Source organism: Streptomyces sp. NPDC033270, from assembly GCF_055576575.1.
This window is the reverse complement of the sequence record NZ_JBVIRA010000004.1, coordinates 1-26,600: the sequence shown is the minus strand read 5'-3', so window position 1 is coordinate 26,600 and position 26,600 is coordinate 1. Positions and strand designations below refer to the sequence as shown.

Annotated in this window: 20 protein-coding genes, 1 tRNA gene and 1 pseudogene; 13 read left to right on the top strand and 9 right to left on the bottom strand. The window is 64.5% G+C overall.

The window, feature by feature from the left end; all coding sequences use genetic code 11:
* The first annotated feature begins 221 nt into the window (after positions 1-221).
* From ACZ5XZ_RS08230 to ACZ5XZ_RS08205, 6 genes are all read left to right on the top strand, one after another.
* Complete coding sequence (locus ACZ5XZ_RS08230) at positions 222-1,469, top strand: DNA polymerase III subunit delta' (protein WP_468975373.1); 1,248 nt, start codon at positions 222-224, stop codon at positions 1,467-1,469.
* Positions 1,470-1,820: 351 nt separating this feature from the next.
* Entirely contained in the window at positions 1,821-3,407 is a 1,587-nt protein-coding gene (locus tag ACZ5XZ_RS08225; protein WP_468975371.1) for an alpha/beta hydrolase, read from the top strand.
* A gap of 93 nt (positions 3,408-3,500) precedes the next feature.
* Positions 3,501-3,574 (top strand) — tRNA-Thr (locus tag ACZ5XZ_RS08220).
* Positions 3,575-3,830: 256 nt separating this feature from the next.
* Entirely contained in the window at positions 3,831-4,469 is a 639-nt protein-coding gene (locus ACZ5XZ_RS08215; protein ID WP_468975369.1) for a hypothetical protein, read from the top strand.
* A 14-nt stretch (positions 4,470-4,483) separates the two neighbouring features.
* Entirely contained in the window at positions 4,484-5,587 is a 1,104-nt protein-coding gene (locus ACZ5XZ_RS08210; protein ID WP_468975368.1) for a DUF6615 family protein, read from the top strand.
* 432 nt (positions 5,588-6,019) lie between these two features.
* A complete protein-coding gene (locus ACZ5XZ_RS08205; protein ID WP_468975366.1) occupies positions 6,020-8,482 on the top strand; it encodes a DUF262 domain-containing protein in 2,463 nt (820 codons plus the stop codon).
* A gap of 384 nt (positions 8,483-8,866) precedes the next feature.
* Here ACZ5XZ_RS08205 and ACZ5XZ_RS08200 read toward each other — a convergent pair.
* The 5 genes and pseudogenes from ACZ5XZ_RS08200 to ACZ5XZ_RS08180 form a co-directional block, all read right to left on the bottom strand.
* Positions 8,867-9,076 (bottom strand): annotated as a pseudogene (locus ACZ5XZ_RS08200) (site-specific integrase); the annotation flags it as partial.
* Positions 9,077-9,126: 50 nt separating this feature from the next.
* Positions 9,127-9,963 carry a phosphoadenosine phosphosulfate reductase domain-containing protein gene (locus tag ACZ5XZ_RS08195; protein WP_468975364.1) on the bottom strand — a complete coding sequence of 279 codons (837 nt, stop codon included), beginning with the start codon at positions 9,961-9,963 and terminating at the stop codon, positions 9,127-9,129.
* On the bottom strand, positions 9,960-13,601 hold the full coding sequence (locus tag ACZ5XZ_RS08190; protein ID WP_468975363.1) for an ATP-binding protein: 3,642 nt from the start codon (positions 13,599-13,601) through the stop codon (positions 9,960-9,962). Before ACZ5XZ_RS08190 ends, ACZ5XZ_RS08195 begins: the two co-directional genes overlap by 4 nt.
* A complete protein-coding gene (locus tag ACZ5XZ_RS08185) occupies positions 13,598-14,707 on the bottom strand; it encodes a DUF4007 family protein (RefSeq protein WP_468975361.1) in 1,110 nt (369 codons plus the stop codon). The genes ACZ5XZ_RS08190 and ACZ5XZ_RS08185 overlap by 4 nt, the downstream gene beginning before the upstream one ends.
* A 54-nt stretch (positions 14,708-14,761) precedes the next feature.
* Positions 14,762-15,937 (bottom strand): cysteine desulfurase family protein, encoded by a 1,176-nt coding sequence (locus tag ACZ5XZ_RS08180; protein WP_468975359.1) that lies wholly within the window; start codon positions 15,935-15,937, stop codon positions 14,762-14,764.
* A 315-nt stretch (positions 15,938-16,252) separates the two neighbouring features.
* Here ACZ5XZ_RS08180 and ACZ5XZ_RS08175 point away from each other — a divergent pair, with 315 nt between their 5' ends.
* The 4 genes from ACZ5XZ_RS08175 (at position 16,253) to ACZ5XZ_RS08160 (ending at position 21,471) form a co-directional block, all read left to right on the top strand.
* Positions 16,253-18,412 (top strand): DEAD/DEAH box helicase family protein, encoded by a 2,160-nt coding sequence (locus ACZ5XZ_RS08175; RefSeq protein WP_468975358.1) that lies wholly within the window; start codon positions 16,253-16,255, stop codon positions 18,410-18,412.
* A 229-nt stretch (positions 18,413-18,641) separates the two neighbouring features.
* Complete coding sequence (locus ACZ5XZ_RS08170) at positions 18,642-20,780, top strand: AAA family ATPase (protein WP_468975356.1); 2,139 nt, start codon at positions 18,642-18,644, stop codon at positions 20,778-20,780.
* On the top strand, positions 20,777-21,193 hold the full coding sequence (locus ACZ5XZ_RS08165) for a hypothetical protein (RefSeq protein WP_468975355.1): 417 nt from the start codon (positions 20,777-20,779) through the stop codon (positions 21,191-21,193). Before ACZ5XZ_RS08170 ends, ACZ5XZ_RS08165 begins: the two co-directional genes overlap by 4 nt.
* Before the next feature lie 65 nt (positions 21,194-21,258).
* The gene (locus ACZ5XZ_RS08160) at positions 21,259-21,471 is read left to right on the top strand and encodes a hypothetical protein (RefSeq protein ID WP_468975353.1); all 213 of its coding nucleotides are present in this window, start codon (positions 21,259-21,261) and stop codon (positions 21,469-21,471) included.
* A gap of 248 nt (positions 21,472-21,719) precedes the next feature.
* On the opposite strand, the gene ACZ5XZ_RS08155 is transcribed toward ACZ5XZ_RS08160, so the two are convergent.
* From ACZ5XZ_RS08155 to ACZ5XZ_RS08145, 3 genes are all read right to left on the bottom strand, one after another.
* Complete coding sequence (locus ACZ5XZ_RS08155; RefSeq protein WP_468975948.1) at positions 21,720-21,866, bottom strand: N-acetyltransferase; 147 nt, start codon at positions 21,864-21,866, stop codon at positions 21,720-21,722.
* Positions 21,842-22,186, bottom strand: coding sequence for a hypothetical protein (locus ACZ5XZ_RS08150; protein WP_468975352.1), 345 nt, complete (start codon positions 22,184-22,186; stop codon positions 21,842-21,844). The genes ACZ5XZ_RS08155 and ACZ5XZ_RS08150 overlap by 25 nt, the downstream gene beginning before the upstream one ends.
* A 182-nt stretch (positions 22,187-22,368) precedes the next feature.
* A complete protein-coding gene (locus tag ACZ5XZ_RS08145; protein ID WP_468975351.1) occupies positions 22,369-22,506 on the bottom strand; it encodes a hypothetical protein in 138 nt (45 codons plus the stop codon).
* Positions 22,507-23,059: 553 nt separating this feature from the next.
* Between ACZ5XZ_RS08145 and ACZ5XZ_RS08140 the strand changes: the two genes are divergently transcribed.
* Positions 23,060-23,215, top strand: coding sequence for a hypothetical protein (locus ACZ5XZ_RS08140; protein ID WP_468975349.1), 156 nt, complete (start codon positions 23,060-23,062; stop codon positions 23,213-23,215).
* Positions 23,216-23,304: 89 nt separating this feature from the next.
* Here ACZ5XZ_RS08140 and ACZ5XZ_RS08135 read toward each other — a convergent pair whose 3' ends face one another.
* Positions 23,305-24,522: a Cmx/CmrA family chloramphenicol efflux MFS transporter gene (locus tag ACZ5XZ_RS08135; RefSeq protein WP_468975347.1), complete on the bottom strand. Its 1,218-nt coding sequence runs from the start codon at positions 24,520-24,522 to the stop codon at positions 23,305-23,307.
* 696 nt (positions 24,523-25,218) lie between these two features.
* On the opposite strand from ACZ5XZ_RS08135, the gene ACZ5XZ_RS08130 reads away from it, so the two are divergent.
* Both ACZ5XZ_RS08130 and ACZ5XZ_RS08125 read left to right on the top strand, forming a co-directional pair.
* A complete protein-coding gene (locus ACZ5XZ_RS08130) occupies positions 25,219-25,860 on the top strand; it encodes a hypothetical protein (protein WP_468975993.1) in 642 nt (213 codons plus the stop codon).
* A gap of 129 nt (positions 25,861-25,989) precedes the next feature.
* Complete coding sequence (locus ACZ5XZ_RS08125) at positions 25,990-26,337, top strand: hypothetical protein (RefSeq protein WP_468975346.1); 348 nt, start codon at positions 25,990-25,992, stop codon at positions 26,335-26,337.
* The last annotated feature ends 263 nt before the right edge of the window (positions 26,338-26,600 follow it).

Sequence of the window (26,600 nt, the reverse complement as noted above, 5' to 3'; positions counted from 1 at the left end):
GGGAAACTACACAAAGGCGCCCTCAGACGAAACGGAGATGCATGAAACACCCCCCCCCCCCCCCCCCCCCCCCCCCCCCCCCACGGCCGTTTTCCGTTTCCGGACGGGCGGCGCCGACCGGCCGCCGGAAACGGCTTCCGGATTCGTTTGTCAGTGGGTTGCACCACAATGGGTCGAGCGAGTCACGAGCAGCACGGAACGCAAAGGAACGGCAGGCAGCGATGGCGGTATGGGACGACGTGGTCGGCCAGGACCGGGTGACGGCGCAGTTGGCCGCCGCCGCGCGCGATGCGGACGCCATCGTCACGGCTGAGCACGCGGCGCCGCAGAACCGGCCCGGCGAGCAGTCGCAGCCGGCGGCCGACCGCGGCGGCGCCTCCCAGATGACGCACGCCTGGCTGTTCACGGGCCCGCCCGGTTCCGGCCGCTCCACCGCGGCCCGCGCCTTCGCCGCCGCCCTGCAGTGCGTCAGCCCCGACCGCGCGCTCGGTGGCGCGCCGGGCTGCGGTTTCTGCGACGGCTGCCACACGGCGCTGGTGGGCACCCATGCTGACGTCGAGATCGTCCGCACGGACCTGCTGTCCATCGGCGTCAAGGAGACCCGAGACCTGGTCCGCCGGTCCTCGCTCTCCCCGGCCGGCGGCCGCTGGCAGGTGATCGTCCTGGAGGACGCCGACCGCCTCACCGAGGGCGCCGGCAACGTCCTCCTCAAGGCCGTGGAGGAGCCGGCCCCCCGTACGGTCTGGCTCCTGTGCGCCCCCTCCATCGAGGACGTGCTCCCCACCATCCGCTCCCGCTGCCGCCACCTCAGCCTGCGCACGCCACCGGTCGGCGCGGTCGCGGACGTCCTCGTACGGCGCGACGGCATCGACCCGGAGGCTGCCGGCCGGGCCGCCCGCGCCACCCAGGGCCACATCGGCCGGGCCCGTCGCCTCGCCACCGACGAGCGCGCCCGCGCCCGCCGCGCGGCGGTGCTCAAGCTCCCCCTCCGCGTCGATGACATCGGCGGCTGCCTCAAGGCCGCCCAGGAGCTGATCGACGCCGCGGGGGAGGACGCCAAGCAGGTCGCCGAAGAGGTCGACACGAAGGAGACCGAGGAGCTGCGTGCGGCGCTCGGCGCCGCCGCCGGGACCGGCGGCCGGCTGCCCCGTGGCACGGCCGGCGTCATGAAGGAGCTCCAGGACAAGCAGAAGCGCCGCGCGACCCGCACCCAGCGCGACAGCCTCGACCTGGCCCTGGTCGACCTCACCGGCTTCTACCGCGACGTCCTCGCGCTCCAGATGGGCGCCTCGGTCCCCCTCGCCAACGACGAGGTGCGCGACAGCGTCCAGCGCATCGCCGGCACCTCGACCCCCGAACGCACCCTCCGCCGCATAGAAGCCGTGATCGCCTGCCGCGACGCCCTAGACCGCAACGTGGCCCCCCTCCTGGCGGTAGAGGCGATGACGGCAGCCCTCCGCGCCGGCTGATACCGGCCCCTATCCACCCCCACCCCGAACCCGCAAACAAAAAACCGAACCCCACACCACCCCCCACACCACCCCGCACCCCGACCTCACCACCCCCTTCGAGGGGCCGACCACACAAGGTCGCCACCCGAATACGCTCCGTCCAGATTCCGGGCCCCCGCCACCAACCCCGCCCCTCACCCACCTGTCCCACACCCCACCCACCCGTCACCCCCACCCACCCACTCCGCATTCCACCCCCCAAGGACCGCACCGCATTCCACGCCCCACAGCGACACCCCCGCCCCCGTCCACACCCGCTCCCCGCACTCCAGGCTCCAGATCCAGGGGACCGAGACCAAGGGACCGCCCATGTCCACCAGCCGCCTGCTCCGCACCTCCGCCGCCTTCCTCGCGGCCTCTGCCCTGCTGATCTCCGGCTGCTCCTCGGAGCGTTCGTCCCCCGACGCCGACGCGTCCTCGGGCCGTACGACGGAGGCCGGCGCTCCGCGCCCCGCCGACAGCTCCCTCCAGCCCCTCCCGACCGCCATCCCGGCCAAACTCCGCCCGTACTACGACCAGAAGCTGGACTGGCACGCCTGCGGAGTCGCGGGCTTCGAGTGCGCGACGATGAAGGCGCCCCTGGACTACGCCAAGCCCAGCGAGGCCACGGACCTCAAGCTCGCGGTGGCCCGTAAGAAGGCCACCGGCCCCGGTAGCCGGCTGGGCTCCCTCATGGTCAATCCGGGCGGTCCCGGCGGTTCGGCGATCGACTACCTCCAGCAGTACGCGCCACAGCCCGCGCCGGTCCGCGCGCGGTACGACATGGTGGCGATGGACCCGCGGGGTGTGTCCCGCAGCGAGCCCGTCGAGTGCCTGTCCGACAAGGAGATGGACCGCTACACCCAGACCGACCCGACCCCGGACTCCCCGGCCGAGGTCGACAAGCTCACCGCCGCCTACCGCGGCTTCGCCAAGGGCTGCGAGTCCCGCTCCGGCAAGGTGCTCGCGCATGTCTCCACGATCGAGGCCGCCCGCGACATGGACGTGCTGCGCGCCGTCCTGGGCGACAAGAAGGTGACGTATGTGGGTGCCTCCTACGGCACCTTCCTCGGCGCGACCTACGCCGGCCTGTTCCCCACCCGCGCCGGCCGCATGGTCCTCGACGGAGCCATGAACCCGGACCTCGATGCTCGCAGGATCAACATCGACCAGACCACCGGCTTCAACACCGCCTTCACGGCGTTCGCCGCGGACTGCATCAAGAAGCAGGGCTGCCCGCTGGGCAGCAAGAGCACCGAGGACGCCGGCCGGCAGCTCTCCGCCCTCTTCAAGAAGCTGGACGCCCATCCCGCGGAGACGGGCGAGGAGCGCAAGCTCACCGAGTCCCTCGCCACCACGGGCGTCATCGCCGCGATGTACGACCAGCGCGCCTGGCCGATGCTGCGCGACTACCTCGCCCAGGCCAAGGCCGGCAACGGCCGCGGGCTGCTGACCCTCTCCGACAGCTACTACGAGCGCGAGCCCAACGGCAGCTACGCCAATCAGATGTACGCCAACCCCGCCGTCAACTGCCTCGATCTCGCGCCCGCCTTCACCAACCCCGACCAGGTACGCGCCGCCCTGCCCAGCTTCCGCAAGGCCTCCCCGGTCTTCGGCGACAACTTCGCCTGGGCCGCTCTGAACTGCGCGTACTGGCCGGTCAAGTCCTCCGGCAAGGCCCACCGCATCGAGGCCAAGGGCGCCAACCCGATCGTCGTCGTCGGCACCACCCGCGACCCGGCCACCCCCTACACCTGGGCCAAGGCCCTCGCCGGCCAGCTCTCCAGCGGCACCCTCCTGACCTACGAGGGCGACGGCCACACCGCCTACGGCCGCGGCAGCGACTGCATCGACGCCGCGATCAACACCTACCTCCTCGACGGCACCACCCCAGCCAAGAACAAGCGCTGCAAGTGACCCGCCTCACACCCACCGCCGCCCTCCCCTGACCAGCCCGTAAACCGGTTACAGACCACCCCTCTGCGATGTGTAGACTGGGCCGCGCACCACGCCGCCTTAGCTCAGTTGGCCAGAGCAACGCACTCGTAATGCGTAGGTCTCGGGTTCGAATCCCGAAGGCGGCTCAGTCGAAAAGCCAGGTCAGACCCCATCTGACCTGGCTTTTCTCTTGCCGGAGGGGGCTCCCGCGGTCAGCGGCGTGGCCTCGATTCGTGCCGCAGAATCCAAGGGGAGCGCAAGGGGAGCGCATGAGCGCAGAGCTTGTGCAGAGGGGTGCGCGAGGAAAACCGCGAAAGCACCGCCGAACAGCCTGGCGAGGTTTCTTGGCGATCAAGCCAGTTTTGTGGAAACGCTCCAATGCCCGCTTCTAGGCTGGGGACTGTGGCAGACCCGAACGAGATCCCACCGGTCAAGACCCTCGTGATGCAGGCGAGCGCTGTGCTGCTGACCCACGGAATCGAGGTGGAGGCGGTGTCGGTGCAGGGTGTGGCGAGCCACCTCGTCGAGACCATGGCCAAGCAGGCAGGCATAGGTCAAGAAGAAGCCGTGCACCTGGTGACCCCCGAAGCCGTCGCTGAGATCATCATGAGGGCGGTGACCGAGGACGATCAGGGAGTCGCCGCACCGCACGCCGTGCGCCCGGTACGGATTGACGACCGCACTGTCAACGCATCTGTCGAGTCGCTGGGCAATCTGGTCATGGCCGCCACCCAAGCCGGAAAGTACGCCGGCCTCAACGACGACGGTGAGGCAGCGGCCCATCTCCTGGACCTCGCCACCGAGATCGGCGCCGCCCTCGTGAAGCGTCATGCCGACGGTGCGGCGGAGATCCTGGTTGGGGTGCTCGACGAGCTGGCCGAGATGGTGGGCAGGGTGGCCGACCACGTCGAGACGGACGGCTGGAGCATCTGCCCTTGCGGCGAGGACCACGGACAGGCCGAGGTGGACGCTGGCACGCTGCCGGTCATGCGTCACCATGCCGCGCTCGCCCGCGGTCTCCGTGAACAAGCCGCCGGATAACCTCGACGACCAAGATGACGATCGGCCCGGAGCAAGGCGACATGGACGAGTTGTGCCAGTGCGGCCGCAAGACCTCGGCCGACTTCTCGTTCTGCCCGTCCTGCGGCCATGACCTACGGGAGAAGTCGCTCTGCCGCACCCTGAGCTTGTGCGCCGAGTACACCTTTGAGCGGCTGGCTGATGGGCATAGGGCAGGCCAGGCACCTGGTGAGGTGGGGCTCACCGAGCATCATCTTCAGGACATCCGCATGGAGCATGGCGACCGTGTGGCGGTTCGCTGGTTCACCGGCCCCGAGGAAGCCGTGAACGGTGCGGACTGGGAATGGTGGTTCTACGCCGGCGACATCGGCTTCGGCATGCGAGTTCAAGCTAAGCGCGCTGAGTGGAACGGTAGTTACAAGCTCCGGTATCGGCCCAACGGACGGCGTCTCCAAAGCGATCTCCTGATCGAGGACGCTGTCGCAGCGGAGTGTTTTCCTGCCTACGTGTTTTACAACCATTTGAACTGGCAGCCAGACCGCCTGGAAGGGGCGTTGGTGGGCTGCAGCCACGGTCCCCTCGGCGAGCGGCAGTTGGGGTGCACCATCGCCTCTGCTCTCGTGGTGCAGCGGACCTTGCTCTTCAGTCGGGCTAGCACCCGGTATGTGAAGAACCGCAGCCTGCCGTGGCACCGTCTCCTGTGCGACGAGAGTGCATCAGGGGGCCCTGGAGTAGCGACGCCGTACGAGCGTGTGAGGAATCTGCACCGGGTAGCGGCTAAAGAACTCCAGGAGGCGCTGAATGCGGAGGACGGTGCCCTCATCACGGTGAGACGGGAAGTGCCGTCGCAACCCGCGAAGCCCCGGGCCAGCAGGCGGGTACGGCGCGATGAATCGGGGCACGTTCGGCGAATCGAACAGGACGTCACCAAGGAGAATGTTGCGTCGGGGGAATCGGTGGACCACCTACCTCGCGACTTGAGGCAATGGCCGCTATACCGCCGCATGCAGGAAATTGTGGAGCGCCCGCCGTCTCAGTTGCCACACCGCGTACGAGGCATGATCCACGGAGATGATGCCGTCCCTCCCGACGAGCGAGTTGCCGGTGCAGTTCTCGTGAACCTTGCCGGGAATGACTAACTGATCATTTCAAGTGGATCTCGTGGCACCGGCACAATCACGCGTGCCATGCTCGCCCTGGCCTTCCTGGCCTTCCTGGCCTTCCTCGCCGCCGTCGCCGCCGACGCGGCCCCCCCACCGGCCCGCCGATCCGCACCACCTGGCCCGCAGCCGTGACCGTCCCGGAGATCCGCCACCTACTCGCCGCGGTGTTCACCCCACCGCTCACCTCCGCGGCCAGGCTGCTGCACTGCTCCATCTGGTGCAGAGGCCACCAGGCAACAGCCCGTCTCAGCCACTACTGACGACGGTTCCTCGACGAACCTGCTGGATAGGCCACGAAACCGCAGTGGAGTACTAGATGATGTCCTTGCTGAGGATGGTGGCGACGAAGCTTGCCTCGTGTTCCTCATCTGATCTGAGCGAACCTGCTGAACGAAAACGGGACTACGCATGCCTACGCAGGCCAAGGAAATATTCGAGGCGCAGAGTAAGAGTGTCCGCGAGCTGCTTTCTGACAATGGCTTGGGCCTCTACCTGCCGCCCTACCAGCGTCCGTACGGCTGGGGCAAAGACAAGGTCGAGAAATTGCTCGACGACACACTGCATGGCCTCAGGAATCTAGGTAAGGCGCCGGACAGCTTCACGTTCTTGGGGACCGTCATCACCATCCATGATGTCAACCACGTCACGGTGAAGCCAATCGTCAAGTCCGAGGTCCCGTCCAAGGTCCTTACGGTGATCGATGGGCAGCAGCGTTTGTCGAGCCTTCTTATCCTGCTGGTCGGCCTGCACAACCTCATTCGTCAGCGTGCATGGAAGATCTTCAAGGGCAAGACCCCGGATCCGACCGACAGTGCTCGGACTCACCTCTACTCGGAAACGAGCGACATCCTGCAGATGCTCGGGGCGGCGTTCTACGAGCGAAAGAACTTCGGAACTACGCCGATCTACCCGCGCCTCATTCGAGCCTTCGATGATCAGTGGGCCAGGGATGAGAAGCTCAAGAAGTATGAGTCGCCGATCGCCAACCTTATCTACCAGTACTCATTGCTTGTCGATAGCGAGCCGGCAACCTCTAATCCGACGGACTTCAGGCCGACAGCGCGACAGAATGCGGGCGACGGCGAAGGCGACCTCATCAAGAGGTACAACGAGATCCGCACGGGGTTGAACAAGCTGTCGCAGCGAAAGTCCATCGAGGAGCTGGAGGATCTGCCGCCGCTAGCAACCCTTGCCACCAACATCGATTTCCAGCGTGCGCTCTTCAACCATGAACTCGACTCCGAACTCTGCGCTTGGCTGGGAGAGTTGGAAGACGAGCCCGAGGCCGAGCTGATGCGACTCGTCATGTTTGCCGCCTATAGCTTGAACCGCATTGCTCTGACGGTCGTCCAAGGCAAGGACGAGGACTACGCCTTCACGATCTTCGAGTCGTTGAATACCACTGGCGAGCCTCTGACCGCCTTCGAGACCTTCCTCCCTCGGGTGGTGATGGCAGAGAAGATTCAGGACTACCAGGACTCGGACGCACACGAATACATGAAGGCGGTTCAGGGCTACCTGGACCGTTTCGCCGTCGGAGACAAGCTTCAGAACGCAACTCGGGACCTGCTGGTAACTTTCGCGCTGGCAGAGACTGGAGAGAAGCTCTCCAAGCGCCTCCCGGACCAGCGGGTCTACATGCGCGATACCTTTGAGCGTCACAAGGACTCGGCCGATGATCGAAGCGCGTACCTGCGCCACCTACGCGACACTGCGGCCTTTATCGGGAATGCATGGGAACCCGCGAATAACTCGCCTCGCGCGCTACCCGGGCTAGAAGCGACCGCCATGACAGACACCGTGAAGTTGTGTCTGGCCTTCCTCAATTCACTCAAACACACCATTGCCATCGCGCCGCTCGTGCGCTTCTACTCCGAGGCTGTCCACGCGGACGAAGGTGAGGCGAGGGAAAAGCACATCGCCGAGTTCGAGAAGGCGATCAAGGCAATCACTGCCTTCACGGTCTTCTGGCGAGCAACCCGCCGCGGCACGGGTAACATCGACAGCCAGTACCGGGCGGTCATGGCCGGGGCGGACTCACTCACGGGCATTGGACCCCTCGCCCGGCAGTGGGCAGAGCCCGATGCAACGAAGCCTGATCCTATCGTCGACGCTGAGGCGCTGAAGAAGGAACTTGCGGCGCGTTTGTCGGGCCCTAAGGGTAAGGGCGGCGTCCCGAACTTGGCGTCGTTCCTGGCAGATGCTTCCGCACTGCCGCTCTACAAAATTAGCCCCGCGCTGGCGCGTTTCCTTCTTCTGGCTGCATATCACGACACAATTGAAGATCCGGAGAATCCGGGACTGATCATCCAAGGTAAGACGGGAGTCGCCTCGTGCTTCACCGCCGACGGTTGGGAGGACGAGACACACCTCACGATCGAACACATCGCACCACAGTCGGCCACGAGTGGGTGGGATGAGGAGTTCTACAGCGATAAGGAGACCGTCCACAAGCTGGGTAATCTGGTCCTGGCACCAGGAGCTGCCAACGCGTCTCTCAGCTCGCGGCCTTGGACCGAGAAGAAGGTCCTGTACGCGGCACTCGGTTCCCCGACGGCCGAGGACGCCAAGTCGATCCTCAACAGTTCTGGCTTCACTTTCGCGCAGACGACTGAAGACCTAGCGGCCATGTCGCGCTACCTCCCGCACCTGCGAGCACTGGGTCAGCGTGAGGACAAGTGGAGTCCGACGTTCATGGACCAGCGTGCTGACGTCCTCCTACGTCTGGCCTACACACGACTCAAAGGCTGGCTCGACCTGGAGCTGTCTGACTCCAGCAGTGATCAGGTGGTCAAGGTCGAGGATGTGGAGATCGAGAACGATGAGCTCGACGCGAGTGAGGATGCTGGGGGAGAGGTTGGAACGGCGTAACACCACGGGCCAGTTGGGCGGCGTTACGGCCCGGATTCCCTGGGGGGCTGGCCCCGCTAGTATTCCAGTCTGACTTCGCCATCTTGCGGCAGACCCGGCTGGGAACGGTTACGGCCGCCGCCACGGGTTCGTGTGGACTCAGTCCTGTTTGCGCTGCCAGAGCAGCATCACGCTGGCGCGTATTTGCGCAGGTGCGGCAGCAGCGGCTCCAGGCGGTCCCACAACTCATCTGGCACGAGCCACGGCGACGTCCCGACGCCGGGCTGAACCCTCAACTCCGTTATGGACACGGCCACCAGGCCCGACACACCTCATTGTGTTAGCCGCTGTAAGGGGCCTTCCCAGCAAGGAAGAGCCCCTTGAGGCAGGTCCTGACGATTCCCGTTACGCCGTAATAACTTCCTGCTGATTAGCGCCGCAGGTGCACTCGCAGGTGCATCGAGGGGAGGCTCCGACGGGAGTAGCAGACCGCGCGGCGCGCTGCTCGATGAGTGAGCGGATCGCGCTCGGAGCGCGGGGCACGAGCTTGACCACGGCTTCCGCTGCGGCGCGGGCCAGGTCGTCGAGGACGGACTGGTAAATGTCACGCGTGAGGCCCAGTTCGCGGAGCATTCCGCCAACTGGGCCTCCCTCAAGAATGCGGATCAGAGGTGACAAACCGCGCAGGCGGCCTCGTCGTCGTCTTCGTCGAGTGCGTCGGACAGTATCTCAAGGAGCGGCCTGTTCGGCTTCACTCGCTTGGCTGCCCGCTCGAGCGCTGCCTGGTGCTTCGCCTCGATCTCGTCGCGACGTGCTATCAGCTCTCCCAGCGACTCCCCCTGCGACCAGGTGTACTTGCGGCCCTGCATGGCTGTGCCCTGATGCCTGACCTTGTCCTCGTACTCAACAGCCTTCTCGTAGAGATCCGGGTGTCGGTCCTTGAGGCCCACCCATTCGTGCTTGCGCTGGAAGAAGCAGAAGTAGCAGCCGGATCGGGTGCGCCACTCGTAGTATCCCGGGAGACCAATGCCAGCCTCTTCGAGGATGCGGTCCACGCCCGCCCGATCGATCCCGTCCTCGCGGAAGGGGAACACCGCGGTGATGTTCGGCTTGGTGCTGACGTAGCCGAGCCGGTTCTCGTCCGCCCGGATCGCAACGTACGAGATGGCCTCGTCGTCGCCGATCCACTCCTCAAGTGGCTTGATCTTCAAGTTCTTCGTGCACCAGCGCATTTGAGGGCTGGGCAGCGTCCCCTGGTACACCTCAAGCCAGTGATCGAAGTCGCGAGAGGCGTTGAGACGCTCGATAGGCTTACCGAGAGCGCCTTCGAGGCGGTTGAGGTACTCGTACGTCTCCGGAAGCTCGGCGCCCGTGTCGCAGAAGAAGTACTCCATCTGCGGCACGCGGTCTCGCATGTAGATCGCGAGGGACGAGGAGTCCTTGCCTCCCGAGATCCCGAGTACGTGGCGCTTCTTGCTGTTGGAGCCGTCGGCGTCTGTCACAGCTGCTCCTCCTTCTCGGATGCGTCGCTGTCCTGCCCGGACAGGTGCTCGGCCAGGGCGGCAAGCAGGATGCGTGCGCCGTCGGGGCCCAGTGCTTCTTCAGCTTGCCTGATGACACTGACAACGAGCTTGTCCGCGGCATTCCGAGACTTCTTCGGGACGTGGATGAGCGTGCGCTCCTCCGTTCCCCGCGGGGTAGTGAGGGTGAGCAGATGAGTGTCGATCTGGCGCCGCTTCGGCTTACTGCGACCGACATCCTTGAGGGGCTCGTCGACCGGAGCCTCCTCCACCTCCACTGCGTTGTACAGATGGCTCACGCGGTCCAGCGCGCGCGCCCTGTCTCGTACGACGCGAGGGAAGGCATCCACATGGCGGTCAGTCCAGTCGCCTAGGGCCTGGTTGACGAGTTGGACTGCGACGGTCCCAAGCCAGTCGTCGTCGGGGAGCATCTCGTTGATCACACACGTCACGAAGCCGTTGAGACTGGCTTCGAGCGAGGCATCCGCGAAGCCGCCCATCCGCTCAGCTAGCCCTGCACGCAGCTCGCCGATACTCGATGCAGGAAGCCGGAACTCCTGAGCCAACGTTTCAACGACGTACCGGACCAAGCCCGTGCTGGCGTCGGCGATTTCGTTGAGCGCAGAAGTGAGGCGAACAACGTATGCCTCAGCCGAGGAGGAGTCCTTCCGAACGCCAGAAGCAATCTTCTCGAAGCCAAGCGCCTCGGGGAGCTGCTCGAAGACAAGCCCGTCGGGATCGGTTGCTTCCGACAGCACCTCGCGAACCACAGTGGCGTCATCGCTGAGTCGGCGAGTCTTCTTCGAGTACTCGTCCAGTTCCCAAATCGGCCCCAGCAGACCGCGAGTGACCGCAAGTAGGGCCGGATTCCGGTTCGCCTTACTCCGAGGGATGTCGACGCCGAGGGACTTCACTAGCTTGTCGAGAACAAGGCTGCGCTGGCCTTGGCCGTCTGGAGTCGCCTTCACAGTGAAACGCTCTGGATTGACGTTCAGGCGCTCCATGACGGGGGCGGTGAGGCGAGGGCAGTAGTTGCCCACCTCGAAAAGGGCTACATCGTTGCCCCGCAGGACGAGTGCGGCAACCACCAGGATCGGGACAACGCCGGCTTTGACTCCGTACGGAGGAGCCATGAGCCGCTCGTAGATCTCTACGAGGTTGGTCGGCTCCGTGGCCTCGCTCAATGCCTCCTCAAGCGCTTCCCACACAGCCATGACGCTCGCGTTCGTGGTAACGCTCGGGCGAGACATCCCATGCGTGTTGAAACTACCTTCGGAGTTCTGCCCGCCAGTGACCTCGCCGGCAGCACGGTGCAGTCCGAGGTGCTCAACGACGCCGTCATACAGGGCACGTTCCGCGGGAAACCTGTCCTGGGGCCAGCCAAGCAGCGGCAGCCCGGTCTTCTCGATCATCGACGTGAGGACTTCGCGGCGCGTACTTGCAGCCTTACTGGTGAGCTGGTGCCGCCCCACCATCTCGTTCCGCACGTGCGGGGTCTGGTGGTAGACCACATTGCACGCTTCGGATACGAGCCCCGCGTAGCTACGGGCCTTGAGCTGCCGGGCGGGGTCGCCGTCGGTGTCCTCGCCGGTCTTCCACAGGTACCAGCTTGACTCGTCGCTTCCCGGGCGGAACGCCTCGGAGAGCATGGCGGTGATGCGCTGGGAGAACTCACCAGCCCGTTCGCCGATTTCCCGCCGAGCGACGTGGTCCAGTTCCTCGTCACTCATGAGGTCCTGGAGCGCAACGAGGGTGTTGCCGACCTCTAGTACGGCTTGGGGGTTCTTCGTCACTCCGACGACGACCGGGAGCGGTGAGTCGACCCTAGGGGCGCTCTTCAGGTCGCCGAAGTGGAAGACGAGCATCCCGTCAGCCGCGTCCTGCACCACCTTGGGGCCCCGAAGCTTCTCGGTCTGGTGGCTGACGGCGGTCATGAAGTGCCGCTGCATACCGGTGAGCTGGCTGTGCCCGCCCGCTGCGACCGCGTTCGGGAGGACATTCGTCCCCAGATGCTTGTTGAAGTAGCGCACCACGTCATCGGGCTGCAACTGTGTGGCGATCTCACGCACCCGGGCGTCGATATCTACATCGGTGCCCTGCCAGATCCGATACTCGTCGCTGTACGACCGGTGTACGACGAGCCCGCCCTCTACCAGCTTGTCCAGACGCTTCTTCAGCTGCTCGAACCGCTTGGCGTCGGTGGCATCCGTCGGGTCGTTCAGCGCGAACTGGATCATTGCCGGCGTAGCGCGCAGCAGTCCGTCGGCGTCGATGAGGTTGAGGACACCGATCGCCTTGAGCAGCTCCTGATCGGCTTCGGGGAGCCCGTGGGCTTCTTCAAGGCGGGCGTTGATCTCCAGCCACCGACTCGACTTGGAGGAGGCGAGGATCGTGGTACGCCCTGCAGAGAAGAAGAAGTCGTACAGCTGCGGGATCCGGATTGTCGAGGCGCGCTTCGGTGCCTCGTCCGCGCACGTGTCGAGAGTGCGCCGCACGGTGAACGGCTCGTCGTTGACGAGGAAGCCGCTGAGGCTCCGGTCGTTCTGGCCGATCTGTGCCGCCATGAGGGGGGCCGCCACGGCGGTGAGAGGGTGCAGCGGGTACAAGTTGGCGAACGACTCGGCCGAGATGTCGACGACCGAGTGCAGTGACTGCTCGCGCCAGATACCGGAGGCCGCTTGCGCCTGTGCCTCGACCAGCTTGCGTCCCTGCTCCGGCACCGCAGAGTGCGCCAGTTTCCGCTGAAGAAGGTAGACCGCGTCGCCCAGGTTGGGGGCAAAGGTGACGTCCTCGAAGCGCCCTTGGATCTTGGCCCACTCCTGGGTTTGGACGGAACTGGATCGCGAGGCGTAGTCCGTGAAAGCCAGGTGCTGCAGCGTGAACATGAAGAGCGGTAGCCCCTTGGCGCCGGCGCCCTTCTCCGCGAGCAGTTGCAGCAGGAAGACGTCGCTCTCTGAGTGACTGCCCTCTCCGCTGGAGACCAAGTACTCGAGCGTCTTGCCGAACTCGTCGATGATCAACAAGAGCGGTGCCTTGCCGCACAGCGTGGTGACCGCGTTCAGCAGGGCGTCAGTCGTCGGGACGTCCGTCTCAGAGCAGGCCGCCATGACAGTGGAGACGTCCTTCGGGACGCGCTTCTTCCACTTACGCTCCACCGCGGTCTGCAGGGCACGGTGGATGGTGGCTGACAGCGGCTCTCTACGCGCAGTGGTGACAGCTCCCAGGAAACCCTCTGCCGCGAGCGCCTGACGGTTCTCGGTGATCTCCTGGGCCAGAGCGGCGTTGGTCGCAGCGACCGCCTCGTAAGCGCGGGTTCTGCGCTCGGTGTCGTGGCCAAGGAGGGCGTCGATCAAGTTGGAGAGAGTCGACTTGCCTGAGCCGTAAGGGCCGGTGAAGGACCAGGCGCGAGTGCGCTTGAGGTCGCCCAGGGCGTTACCAACACGGTCGAGAACGTCGAGTGCACGTACGCCGACGTACGGGGAGTGGAGGTCCTGGGCCCGGACGTCGCGTTCCAGATTGGTGGAACGAAACTCCGTACCGACGAAGCTGATCCCAGAAGGAATCTGGACATCCGCGTCCTTCCCCTTAGTACGGGAAGATGGCTTGGTGGCCGTGATCACGCGAGCTCCTCGTTCATCTCGGGCTGCTGGGGGATCTTGCCCTGCAGGGCCTCAGCATCGTCGTCCGTTGTCTTCTTCAGGCCGGGGTTCTGCCGTGCCCACTCCTCGGGAGTTGGGAAACCTTCGCGCTCACGAACACGGCCGTACTGCTCATCGAGGATGTCCCAGGCGAGAGTCTCCGGGTTGTCCGCAAAGCGGAGGCTCCGCTGCCCGAGCGACTCCACGATCTCCAGCTGTGGGTGGTTCTCGACGAAGGCTTCAATCGACCTGGCCAGCTCCGGCTCACGCATGTGGAACGCGCGCCCGGGGGCACCGGGTTCGCTGGCGAGGCGGGCCAGGGAGATGGAGTCTGGCTTGCGACTGAAACGGGCCGCGTAGTCGAGGCAGGTATGAACGAGGACACTCGGCGGCAGGCTGGGACGGATGCCACTGGTGAATCGGTATGTACGCTCCTTCCCACGGCCCCCCTGGAACTCCAGAAGTCCAAGCTCACGGAAGGGGCAGAGGAGCGAGTCCTCGAAGCTGCCCGGGGAGAGGGGGTTCGCTTCGGGGTCTGGCGCGTACATCTTGATGAAGCACTCGACGTCTCGGGTGATCGACTCGGGTGCCGGCCACTTGTCACGCTTGAAGCTGTTGTGCACTTCCCTCGTGATGAAGGTGGTCATTTCCTCGACCGTGACGCGAGCCAGCGGGGCGAGGTGGAACATCACGTACCAACTCGGGACGAGGCACTTGGCTTCGTTGTCTGCGGAGACAAGCCACCAATGCAGCAGCCATAGGCTTCCAGTGTCCTCAAGGTAAGGGTCGGCTCCCTCCTCGTCGAGCAGCCAACGGGCACGCCAGGTCGGGGCGGCTGCAAGAGACCGTGCCTGCGGCGTGGGCTTGTACTCGTGAGTGAGCTTGAATGCCTGAGACCAGTACCGCATGGAGTAGACCATGTTCTTACCCACGCCCAGGCGCACCAGCGCGTCTGGGGCATGGAAGAGCATCTCGTCCTTCTTAACCTGCAGGTATGCCTTGTGAAGCCAGCCGAAGCGCGGGGGAAAGCTCTCGTGCCTGTTAAATTTCAGCCCGACGACGTCGGTGGAGAGGCGGCCTTCTGGCATTGCGGTCGTACCCTTCAGTTCAAGAAATGAGTGCGAAGTCTTAAGGGGCGCCGGTCAGAGGGCGTCGGTGGATCCCATGACGGCCCGTACGTGAGTAACAGCTCTCACGGTGGCATCGACGGCGTGGCGGATTTCCTGCTCCGTCGTGGCGTAGCCCAGTGAAAAGCGAATGGTGGAGTCGGCATCCTCCCGGCTGAGCCCCATGGCGAGCAGAACATGGCTAGGACTCGGCGCCCCTGCGGAGCAAGCGCTTCCGTCGGACGCGGCTACGTCCGGCATCGAGGCGAGGGCCGCATCGGCCGGCGCCCCTGGGAAGGTGATGCTTGTGACGCCCGGGAGCCGCGCGGTAGCTGCGCCGTTGATGTAGCTGCCGGGAATCTGCGCGATGAGCTCGCCCTCTAGGAGATCGCGCAGCTTGGTAATGCGCGGAACCTCTTCACCAAGCTGTCGGTGGGCCGCCTCGGCCGCGGCTCCCAAACCAGCGATCCCCGGAACGTTGAGGGTGCCCGCGCGCCAGCCGCGCTCATGCCCACCGCCAAAGACCAATGGGCGATGAGCAAGCGGAATGCCGCGTCGAATGAACAACGCACCGACACCTTGCGGGCCGCCGAACTTGTGGGCCGACAGCGACAGCAGGTCCACGTCGAGGTCACCCAGGTCGAGAGGTAGTCGGCCGACGTACTGCGTCGCGTCCGTGTGAACCAGTGCGCCGGCCTCGTGCGCGACCTCGATCATTGGCGCGAGATCGGTGATCACCCCGGTCTCATTGTTCGCCAGCATGATGGACACAAGAGCCACGCCATGCTGCTCAACGGTGACCTTGAGTGCGCCAGGGTCGGCCCGCCCCTCGTTATTGACAGGCAGGACAGATAGTGCGCCTGGCGTGTCGCCTACGAGCGCTCGAGCGGCTTCCAGGACCGCGGGGTGCTCGACAGCCGAGGTGATGATCAAGTCGCGCTGCGCGTAAGCAGCCTGCAGGGCAAGGTTGTTGGCCTCTGTCGCACCCGATGTGAAGATGAGTTCCCCGCGAGAACAGTTCAGCAAGTCGGCAACCTGTTGACGCGCACGATCGACCCTGCCCGCGGCCTCTCGACCGTGGTCGTGGATGCTGGAGGCGTTGCCTACAGTTTGGAGCGCGTCGTACGTGGCACGTAGCGCCTCTGGGCGCATGGGAGCGGTTGCGTTGTAGTCGAGGTACACCGCCTGCGCGGCGTAAGAGCCTGAGTCCATGAAGTGCCCCCGCCTCCCGAGATCGTCCGCCTGCCGCGCTCCTGGTGACTGTTCTCGCGCGCTGCTCATGTTCCACCAGGAGTGCCCTGAGATCCTAACGGACGCATACACCCCATGAGGCAGGCTCGCCGGAACCGCGCCTTTCAGCCACCTCGGGCCCGCAGACCTAGAGGAGCACCCCGATGGTCACCGGTAAGGGCTACTCTTGGTCCGGTGTCGTGAACGCGCACGCCCGCCGCTCCTAAACCGTCGGCAACCGTCTTCAGTAGCGGCCAACACAGCAGGTAAGTGGCCGCGGACGGAGGGCGAGGCGCGATGGGCGAAAAACTGGCCGCTGCGCTTCGTTGGGCCCTTCCGATCTACGAGATCCCAGAGGACGATCTCGTCGGAGAAGTCCTTATTCCGGCGATCAAGGTTTCGGACGACGTTCGGATCGCGGCCGGCTTCTTCAGCTCACAGTGCCTCGCGCAGATCGCTCCGGGCCTAGCTGATTATCTACGCCGAGACAGCGGCACCCTTCAACTCCTGATCAGTCCGGCGGTCGACGCGACCGACCTAGCGGCCATGGAGCGAGGAGTTCGAAGCCCTGAACAGGTCATTGAGGCCGCTCTTAATCGCCTGCTCGATGAAGCAGCCCTCTCTGAGCATGCTCTTGTCCATCACACCCTCGACTGCCTCTCCTACCTTGTCGCTGCTGGACGCCTGAAGATCCGCTTCGCGCTCATGAAGTCCGGTATGTACCACAAGAAGCAGTGGCTCATCAGATCGGGCACGGAGTGGGCCGCGGTGCATGGCTCGGGCAATGCCACGGCACGGGGACTGCTCGTAAACGGCGAGCAGATGACAGTTGACCAACCCTGGCGCGATGGAAACATTGCCACCGAGCGGGTGGGCAAGCTCCTGGCCGGCTGGGAGCGGCAGTGGCACAACGAGAGTCCACACGTACTAGCAGTAGATGTCAGCGACGGTCTTCGGCTAGCAGGGCGCCAACGAGGCACTGCGCAGGCGCCGACCATTGATGACTTCTGGCAGGCATGGCATGCGGATCACGCACGGGGGTTGGAGCCGGCGCTACCTCCCGGTGTGAGTATCGCTCAGCCGAGGCTTCTTTCGATCCCTGCCGACGTCGAGTGGCGCAGTGGTCGCTACGCACACCAAGCAGCAGCAGTGGAAGCCTTCTCGGTCAACGGGACTCGGGGAATTCTGGCCATCGCTACTGGGGGAGGTAAGACACAGACTTCCCTGATTGCTGCGGTTCAGGAGCAAGATCGGCACAAAGGGCCAATGGTCGTCGTCGTGATCGTCCCGAGTGCCCCGTTGGTGAGGCAATGGTCAGACACTGTCCGGCTCTTTGGGGTCGAGCCGTTCCTGCCAAGCGGTAGCTCTGGGCCTAAGCGAGAGGCTCGCCTCGAAGAAATCAAGGCTGGCCTTGCCACGCAAGGATCGTACACATCGGTCATCGTGTGTACGCAGAAGCTCTTCACAACGGACGCGTCTTTCCGGGATTTCATCGAAACCCTTCCCCCATCGGTTCTCGCGATGATCATCGGCGACGAAGTTCACAATCTCGGCTCAAAGAGCTTCTTGGCGCAGAAACCTGACCGCTTCAATGTGCGCTTGGGACTCTCAGCGACTCCGATCAGACAGTACGACGCTGAAGGCACCGCAGACCTATTCAGCTATTTCGGTCCGGAACTATTCGAGTTCACTCTGAAAGACGCCATCCGGGCCGAATGTCTATGTCCGTACAACTACCATCTCCACGAAATCACCCTCACTGAGGGCGAGATGGCAGAATACGAGAACCTGACTCGGCAGCTGCAGCGGAAAGGGTTTCAACAGGCGGACGATGGTAAAGATGCGGATCTGCAGGCGCAGATTGAGCATCTACTCCGTCGTCGTCGGGCTCTTCTTGAGCATGCCGAAGCCAAGATCCCGGAGCTCCGTCAGCTACTGACTCATCACGGATTGCGCAATGTGAGCAAGACGCTGATCTATACCTCAGCGAAGCCACCTGTGCTAACCCGCGAACGTCAGATTGATGCCACGAATCGGATGCTGGACGAGTTGCGCATCAGTTTTCACCAGTTCACTTACGCAGAGACTGCCAAGAGTGGAGCAGGGAAATATCTCGAAGCCTTCGGGAGAGGGGAGTATCAGGTCCTCACGGCCATGGAGGTGCTGGATGAAGGGATTGATATTCCTCAGGCAGATACTGCCTACCTGCTGGCCTCTAGCACCGTGCGTCGCGAATGGGTACAGCGACGAGGAAGGATCCTTCGTCGCGCGGAGGGCAAGGAGATCGCTAATCTCCACGATTTCCTAGTAGTGCCACCGACGCTGGGGACACAAGAAGGACGCGCACTCTTGGTCGGTGAACTGACGCGGGCGCGCGAGTTCGCGAGTGCAGCCGATAACGAATACGACTCGGATGGGCCCCGGGCCGTCATCGACAGGCACGAACGAACGCTCTGAACGGGGAGGGAACGATGACTACATCGCCGCGGATAGGTCAGGTTGCACACGAGGAAGTCGCCGCATTCGGCGAGCGGTATATCGGGTACCGTGATGACCTTGTTTCAGCTCTCAATGTTCTTGTTCGGCAACAAGTAAACACGACCCCTCGACAACGCCAGGATGACCTTCAGAAGGTCATTGAGAAGCTAGGGGCTCAGGCAATCAACCTCGGAAGGAAAGATGCCTGATGAGGCTGCACCATATCCACGTAAACAACTTCAAGTTGTTGCACGATGTCAGAATTGACCTCTCAGTGGATCCTGAGCGCCCTCTGACTGCCATCCGAGCCGAGAACGGTTCAGGTAAGACATCCCTGCTTTACGCGATCCTGTGGGGACTCTATGGCGTAAGCGGACTCCGAACGGTTACCGGCGCGGACAAGATCCGCCTTACCTCTACGGCCAGCCCGGTAGGAATTCCCGTTACCGTCGAGGTCAGCCTTGAGTTCGAGGTCGAGGACGATGGTGGGCTGGCACGCTACCGACTTCAGCGGACGGTCAACGAGACCCCCGCAGAAGGGGACGAAGTCGAGCGTGGCAACGAAGTCGTTCGCCTGAGCCAGCTCACTGAGGCTGGAGGAGAGCCGGTGGCGTTGCCGGAGCGATGGATCGCGCAACGCCTTCCCGAACGCCTTGCGGACGTCTTCTTCACGAACGGCGACGACGTCCAGAGGTTCATCAGCGGCCGGCAGCATGCACACGAGCGCCAAGAGAAAGTACACGTCGCTATCGAGAGTCTCCTCGGTATCGGTATGCTCCGGAAAGCCGTGGAGGACAGCGAAGCTGTATATCAAATCTACGAGAAGCGTGCCGCGAAAGACGCAGGCTCCAAGGTCGAAGCCCTGGCAGACCAGAGAGATGTTCTCAAGAACAAAACCGATGACCTCACTGCCAGGATTGAAAAGGTCTCGTCACGCCAGAAGAACATGGAAGGCGCCCAAGAGCATAAGCGGCGCGAACTTGAGGCAATCAAAGGAATCGGTGATCTCGAAGCTCTAAATACCCAAATTGTTGACCTCGAGCGCGACTGTGCCGCGCTGGAATCTCGCAAGAATGAATGCCTGCGTGAAATGTCCATGCTACTGCGCAGCGAGGTCACCTCGTGGTCTTTGATGAGCGAATCCCTAGCTGCTGGGCTCGGACTCCTCGACGAACTTGCAGATAGGCGAATTATCCCTAGCCATTCGATCCAGGTACTTCATGACTGCCTCGGATCTGGCCAGTGCATCTGCGGAACGTCGCTAGAGCGTGGGACCTCTCACCGTAACCACGTGCAGGGTCTCCTCGACGAACAGCAGGAGCGGAGTGAGATAAGCGAATACCTCACCGAAACGAGGTACCGTGCACGCGCCCTTCGCGAGATGAGAGATCAGCCGGACGGGTTTCCCGAAAGGCGAGCCGAGCTCCTGTCGGAGTATGCAACGATCACTCAAGAGATCGAACGCAAAGGCGCTTTGCTCAATGCGACTAAGGAACGCCGGGGGCGGATTGACGACGAAAAGGTCCGCAGGCTCCAAGGCGATCTCAATGACCTGGAAGTGAAGATCAAAGACGCCATCTACGAGCACGGCAATCTCAGTAACCAGCGCGAAACGATGCGGCAGGATCTGGCCGTCAAGCAGAAGGCGCTGGAGAAGGCTCAGCGTGATGCTCAGATCAGCGCCGATATCGCCACAAAGCGAGATGTGGCCAACGACCTGAAGACTCTTGTGACTGCCGTACGCCATCGCCTTGAAGGCGAATACGTCGACCGGGTCTCCGCGAGGCTCCAGGCAATGTTTCACGAGATCATTGGAACTGACAACTCTGCTACGCAGGGAGTCTATACAGGTGTAACGATCACCAAGTCATTTGACATCAAGGTGATGAGTCAGGGGAATACCAGCCTTGACCCTGACTTCGAGGTCAACGGTGCGTCGCAGCGCGCATTGACCCTCTCCTTCGTGTGGTCCCTCATGGAGGTCGCGGGCGTTGTCGCTCCAAGATTCATCGACACCCCTCTTGGAATGGTGTCTGGCGATACGAAGCGCCGCATGGTCGAGGCAATCACCCGCCCGCCAGGTATGTCGGAGACACCCTTCCAAGTTGTCCTCTTGCTCACGCGGTCAGAAATTGCCGGCATCGAGGACATTCTGGATAAGCGTGCTGGATCGTTCGCGACGCTCTCGTGCAGTCATCACTACCCGCAAGACTTGGAAAACAACTGGCTTGTCGACTATCCAGTTTCACGGACCTGTGTATGCACACATCGAGAGATGTGCGATGTGTGCGCCCGACGCAGTGACGGCGAGCACCTTCGGTACCGCGAACAGGGGGTTCCCCAGTGACAGTAGCAAGGTATGCCGGCATTGATCTCTACATGCCGGAAGATACTCATCGGATCATTCGTGACTACACGGGGCAAGGGAAGATCTTCAGTCGCCAGATCGATGGATGGTGGCTTGGGTTGTGCATCGGCGTCAGGAAGGATGAACGCCTGCCATTTCTGTCGGACGCTCAGCGAGTCAAGTTCATGGACGGCTCTATCTTCAACAGTGATCCGTGGCGAGTAACTCACCTGGAATTGCTCGCTCTTTCAAAAGAGGGCGACGATGTCTTGGCTGAGCCGCGCAGGGTTGTTGGGCTGGCCATGGAGTATGCAAATTTTGGGCTTGAGTGGCTAGGAGAGTCCCTGTTCAAGACTGAGCCGACGCTGTCCGTTCTTAACCGCCTCGACGTGAGCACGCTCGCTGCAGGCTGACGGCGGAGAACCCGTATCGTGCTGACCTTGGGTCGCAACGATCGTCCTGGCACCGGCGGACGGCCATGCAGGGCCGGGAATACACCTGGTCCCAGGGCGAGTCCTTGCACCAACTGATGGCGCGCCGGGACGAGATCGAAGCCAAGCACCAGGCGGCTCTCGACCGAGCCGCCAAGCGCGTGAAGCCGAACACCCCTCTGCTCGAAATCCTCTCCGACGCCCACGACGAGGACGACGACGAGCCAGGCATGCTCCGCATGCCACCTGTGAAGCACTGACACGAGGCAGGGCCTTGCTGTTGCCCGAGGTATCGGAGACAGGAAGGCCCTACACGTCTTGGGCGTCTGTGCCTTGCCCCGGTACGGGCCTCGAAGTCATCCCGCGTGCCAACTCATCACGGTGGTGACGTAATGGTCACTGACCAGGCCATCCGAGGAGCAGTGGGCGCGTCGGCCGGCCGGTGTCAGCCTGGCGGCCTGGGCATGATCCTATTGCCCGGTCCTGGGATGCCAGGCAAGCTTCGAAGTCAGAGCTGCTGATCCAAGAGCATGTTCATTGGGCTGAAGCCAGCGGCTTGGTAGAACTCGCGAGCGCTCTCGTTGAAGTACCAAACGTCCGTGACGAGGCGTCGGCAGCCTGCCGCGCGTCCTACTTCACGTACGGCTTCGAGCAGTGCTGTGCCGATACCAGCACGGGGGCTACGGCGATTTGATCCACAGACATGATGACGTCTGAGTTCGTCAGAGTACTGCCGGGCCGATTTTTGACCCGGGCGAGAGCGTATCCGAGGGCTTTGCCTTCCGCTCCATCGGCGAGGAGCACGGTGACGGACGGATCGGCTATCTGCGATCGGAAGAAAGCTTCAACGTCATCTGGCTCCGGGGAGTCAACGAACAGGTCGGGACGGTGTCGTTTGTGCAGGTCATGAACGATGTGGTTGAGGGCTGCGAGCAAGGCAACATCGTCTGAAGAAGCGGTGCGAATCTGGACCACGTCGCTATCCTGCGCCGTATCCTCTGCCGCTGCACACGTTTTGGGCCTGGCGCAGCGTTGAGGTGTGTTCGTGCCGGCCTAGTCCAGAGCTGCTCAGACAGCCGTCCATGAGTTCGGTGCTGGACGGGATCCTGCGGACCGGGCGTGGCCGCAGCGTGACCAGGTGCGGGACATGGACGGCGTCATCGACACTCCGTCTTCGTCCTCGAAGAGGATCCAGGCGTCGAGCGCGACCGCGGTGCTTCCACCTGTGGCCACGTCTCCCTCACCCATCCGGCCACCGCAGTGTCTTCCCGTTCGATGGCACGTCGGGCAGGCACCTGACAGGACCAGCCGTGACGTCGCAGCAGTTTGGGACGCCCTGGACGGCGTAGCTCTCGTGGGACCGTCGCCCGGTTTTTCGGTTCTTTTGTTCATGCCAGCCGGGTGTGGATACGCCAACTTGGAATCGCGAGAACCATCAATATCCGATGGTTTGGGATTCGTCCTTCCGGGGCTTATAACGCTACTCACATCTCAGGTGCCACCTGGCTGCAGAAGCAGTTTGACTTCTCCCAAGAGGTGTCGTTGGTTGTGTCGTCCCAGCAGACGCTTGAAGCGAGGAGAGAAATGGCGGAGGCTCACGTCAAGGTGATCTCTTACGGCCCCTCCAGCCCGCGCTTGGGGGTCCCGATGCCTGCGCCGCCTGGTCTTCCAAGTGGCGTTGGGAGCCGCCGGAGCCGTCGGCTCCGGGCTGGTCAGCTGGCTGCTGCGATGGCTTCGCGACCAGGGGTAGGGCGAGGACAGATGCTGTCGATCTCTCCCCGTACAAGGCCCCGTCGGTGATGGTGTAGATCTTGGGTGCGATCGACACCAGGGGGAGGGGATGGGGACATGACCGGGGACCAAGGGCACAGCGCCAATGCCAAGAACGCCGACGCCAAGAACGCTAACGCCAAGAAGAAGAGCCAGTTCACGTGGACGGACTGGATCGAGGGGGCGGTGTTGCTGGTGACGGGCGTTTCGTTTGTGCTGTGGTTGGTCAAGTAGCAGCCGGCTGCTTGTGCAGTTGCCGGTGACGTTGCTCCGGTGACGTTGCTCCGGCGGCGGTGGGGCCGGGAACCCCGCGCGACGGCGGGTCAGGCATCCGCGGTGGCCGGTTGGGGGTGCGGGCTCTGCGAGTCGGAGGCCGCGCGCTCGTTGCGGCGGGTGCGGTTCTCCAGATGGCCCGCCCAGAGGGTCCCCAGGAGACCGGCCGCTCCCAGAGCCGCGCCGATCCAGGCTACCGAGGCGAAGCCGAACCCGGCGTTGATGGCCATGCCGCCCAGCAGGGGGGCGAGGGTGTTGCCGACGTTGAAGGCCGAGGTGTTGGTGGCCCCGGTCAGGGTGGGGGCGCCCGGTGCCAGGGCGAACACGCGTGACTGCAGCGCGGGGTTGGTCAGGTAGCCGGTCAGGCCGAGGAAGAAGACCAGGACGACGGTGACGGTCGCGTTCCGTGCGAAGACCGCGAGCAGGGCGGAGGCGAGGACCAGGCCGCCAAGACCCAGGCAGAGCGTGCGGATCGGCTGGGTGCCGGCGGTGCGGCCGCCGACCGTCATGCCGATGAGGCCGCCGACGCCGAAGAGCGCGAGGACCGCGGGGACCCAGCTCGCGGGCAGTCCGCTCTCCTCGGTCAGGACGGAGGCGAGGTAGCTGAAGGTCACGATGACGGCGCCGAAGCCGAACGCGGTGATGGCGTACGACAGCCACAGCTGCGGCCGGGCCATGGCGCGCAGCTCCGACCGGACCGTACGGGGCTCCTCGGCCGTTTCCTTGCCGCCGGGGGTGGCGATCAGCGCGGCCACCGCGCTGATCAGGGTGAGCACGGCGACGCCCCAGAACGCCGCGCGCCAGCCCGCGAACTGGCTCAGCACCGTGCCGGCGGGGACGCCCACGATGGTGGCCAGGGTCAGGCCGCTGGCGACGACCGCGACGGCCTTGCTCTTGGCGGCGTCCGGGACCATGCCCACGGCGGCCGCCACGGCGACGCCCCAGAACCCGGCGTAGGCCAGGGCGCTGACGACGCGGGTGGCGAACACCATGCCGTAGTCGGGCACCAGCGCGCCGGCCACGTGCGCCGCGATGAAGACGGCCTGGAGCGCCACCAGGGCCGTGCGGCGCGGCCACTTCAGGGTGGCGACGGCCAGCAGTGGTGCGCCGACGACTATGCCGATCGCGAAAGCGGAGATCAGCAGCCCGGCGTCGGGTATGGAGACGCCCAGGTCGCGAGCCATGTCCGGCAGCAGGCCGGAGAGCATGAACTCCGAGGTGCCCTGGGTGAAGATGCCCAAGCCGAGGACGTAGACGGCGATTGGCACGGGGGTCCTTTCCTACGGTGGTGCGCGAGCCTGCGGTGTGATGCGTGGTGGCGGTGGCCCTGTAGTGCTTGTCGCCGCCGCCTGGACGCTAGCAGGTATTGGACTGATCGATCCAATACCGACCCGGTGCGGCTGTGGTCCGTGCGGCGGAACGGTGCGGGCGAAACGGCACGAATTTGCGGAGGCAATGGCCGGATGTCAGGGCGGTGACCCCGTCTCCCCCTGGCGACGCCATGGTTGCGCCGCCCTCAACACACCTTTCGCCATCCCGCCACTGGGCAAACGGGTGACCGTGCGCCGACTCCCGTGACCCGGGCGGGGGGAGGTCTCGTTGCCCTCCCCGAGAGGGCGGCGAACGGAGTCGCGGCGGGTGCGCCGCCATCGACGCCCAAGGGAGTGCCATACGGGTTCGCAACGAGATTTGCCGAGGTCAGGCGGCCTGCTCAGGAATGTTCGTGGGACGCCTTCCGGCGTACGCCGAAGGGGCGGCGAGGGGTTTCGCCGTCGGCCTCAAAGAGTGCTGGAGGGTCGCGTCGAGAGTGTCGGCGCGGGCCTGCGGGAGGCTTCCTCCGTGGTCCGACACGGGGTGCGTAGTGGGGTGAAATACCAGAATGACTACTCTCGGTGTGCGCATACTCTCGATAAGTAGTCAAGTCAGGTCTCCCATCTACATGTAATAGAAGGATCAAGGGTTCCATGCGCAAACTTCAGCAAGTCGCGATCGTCGTCGCCGCGGTCGGCGCTCTGTCCACCTTCGGCGCGGGCGTCAGCTTCGCCGACGGTGGCCCGCAGGTCACCGCCTGGGCCGTTTCGCAGTCCGCGGCAGGTGCCAGTGCGCAGGGTGGCTCCCCGCACGGCGGCTACGGCCACCAGGCCGCTCCGCAGGCTGTCACTCCCCAGGCGCCCGCCCCGCAGGCCGCTCCGCAGCCGGCCCCCCAGGCTCCGGCGCCGCAGGCCGCTCCGCAGCCGGCTCCCGCGCCCGCCCCGCAGGCCGCTCCGCAGCCCGCCCCGCAGGCTATTGCTCCGCAGGCCCCCGCCCCGCAGGCCGCGCCGCAGCCGGCTCCCCAGGCTCCGGCACCGCAGGCCGCCCCGCAGCCGGAACCGCAGGCGGCCCCGCAGTGGGAGAAGGACAAGGACAAGGACAAGGGCGACAAGCACATCGACCTCAAGCAGATGACCTCGTGCCGGTCGCATGACCTGAATGTCGACATCCTCGGCCAGGTCGGCCTGCTGAACGGCGCGCTGGGCAACGCCCTCAACGGCGAGGGCGACCCGGGTGCGCAGCGCACCAAGCAGGGTTCGAGCATGGGCTGCAACAACAACGCCTCCGGCAAGTAAGGGGAAGGGGCCCCGGTGCCCGAGCCACGCGCTCGGCGCCGGGGCCCTTTTCCGACCTCCTCAAAGGCCCGGGCGCGGCCGGTTCATGGTGCAGGGCGCCCGGGCATCGATCACAAAGGAACGCGGTACATGTTCAGTGGGAAGAAGATCGCAGTCGTCTCGGCGCTCCTGGGCGGCCTCGCCATCACCGGCGCCGGTGCCACCCAGGCATACGCCGAGATCGCCACGGGCGGCTGCGAGCACACCGCCCTGGGCCACGGCACCTGCGTCGACAAGCGCCAGGACATCTACACCACCAAGGACGGCAGGCGCGTCGTCCAGCAGCGAAAGAGCTGCGCGTCGACCGTCCGCCAGCACGTGGTGTGGCCCGAGAACGGCCTGCTGAACAACGGGAGCACGAGGGTCGGTCCGGTCGTGGACTGCTCCAACCGGGTGCCGGCACCCAGGAACTTCAAGCTGCCCCACCTCGGTTTCTGAGTCGTAGGAGGTGGGGTGGACGAGCGGGCCTGGTTGGTCCCGGGTCTGATTGACCCCGGGCCCGGTTCCGCGGTCGCCCGGCGTCCTGCCCGTGTACCGGCAAGCGGGTGACCACCCTTCCGCGCTCTCCGTAGCCGCATCACCGGCCAGGCCGCCCTCGCTCCCCTCGGAGCGAGGGCGGCCTGGCGTCGTGCTGAACGCCGGGCGGAGCGAGGGGAATTCCCCCAGCCCGCCGGGGGGGAGGAGGCGCGCCAGTCCCTCTC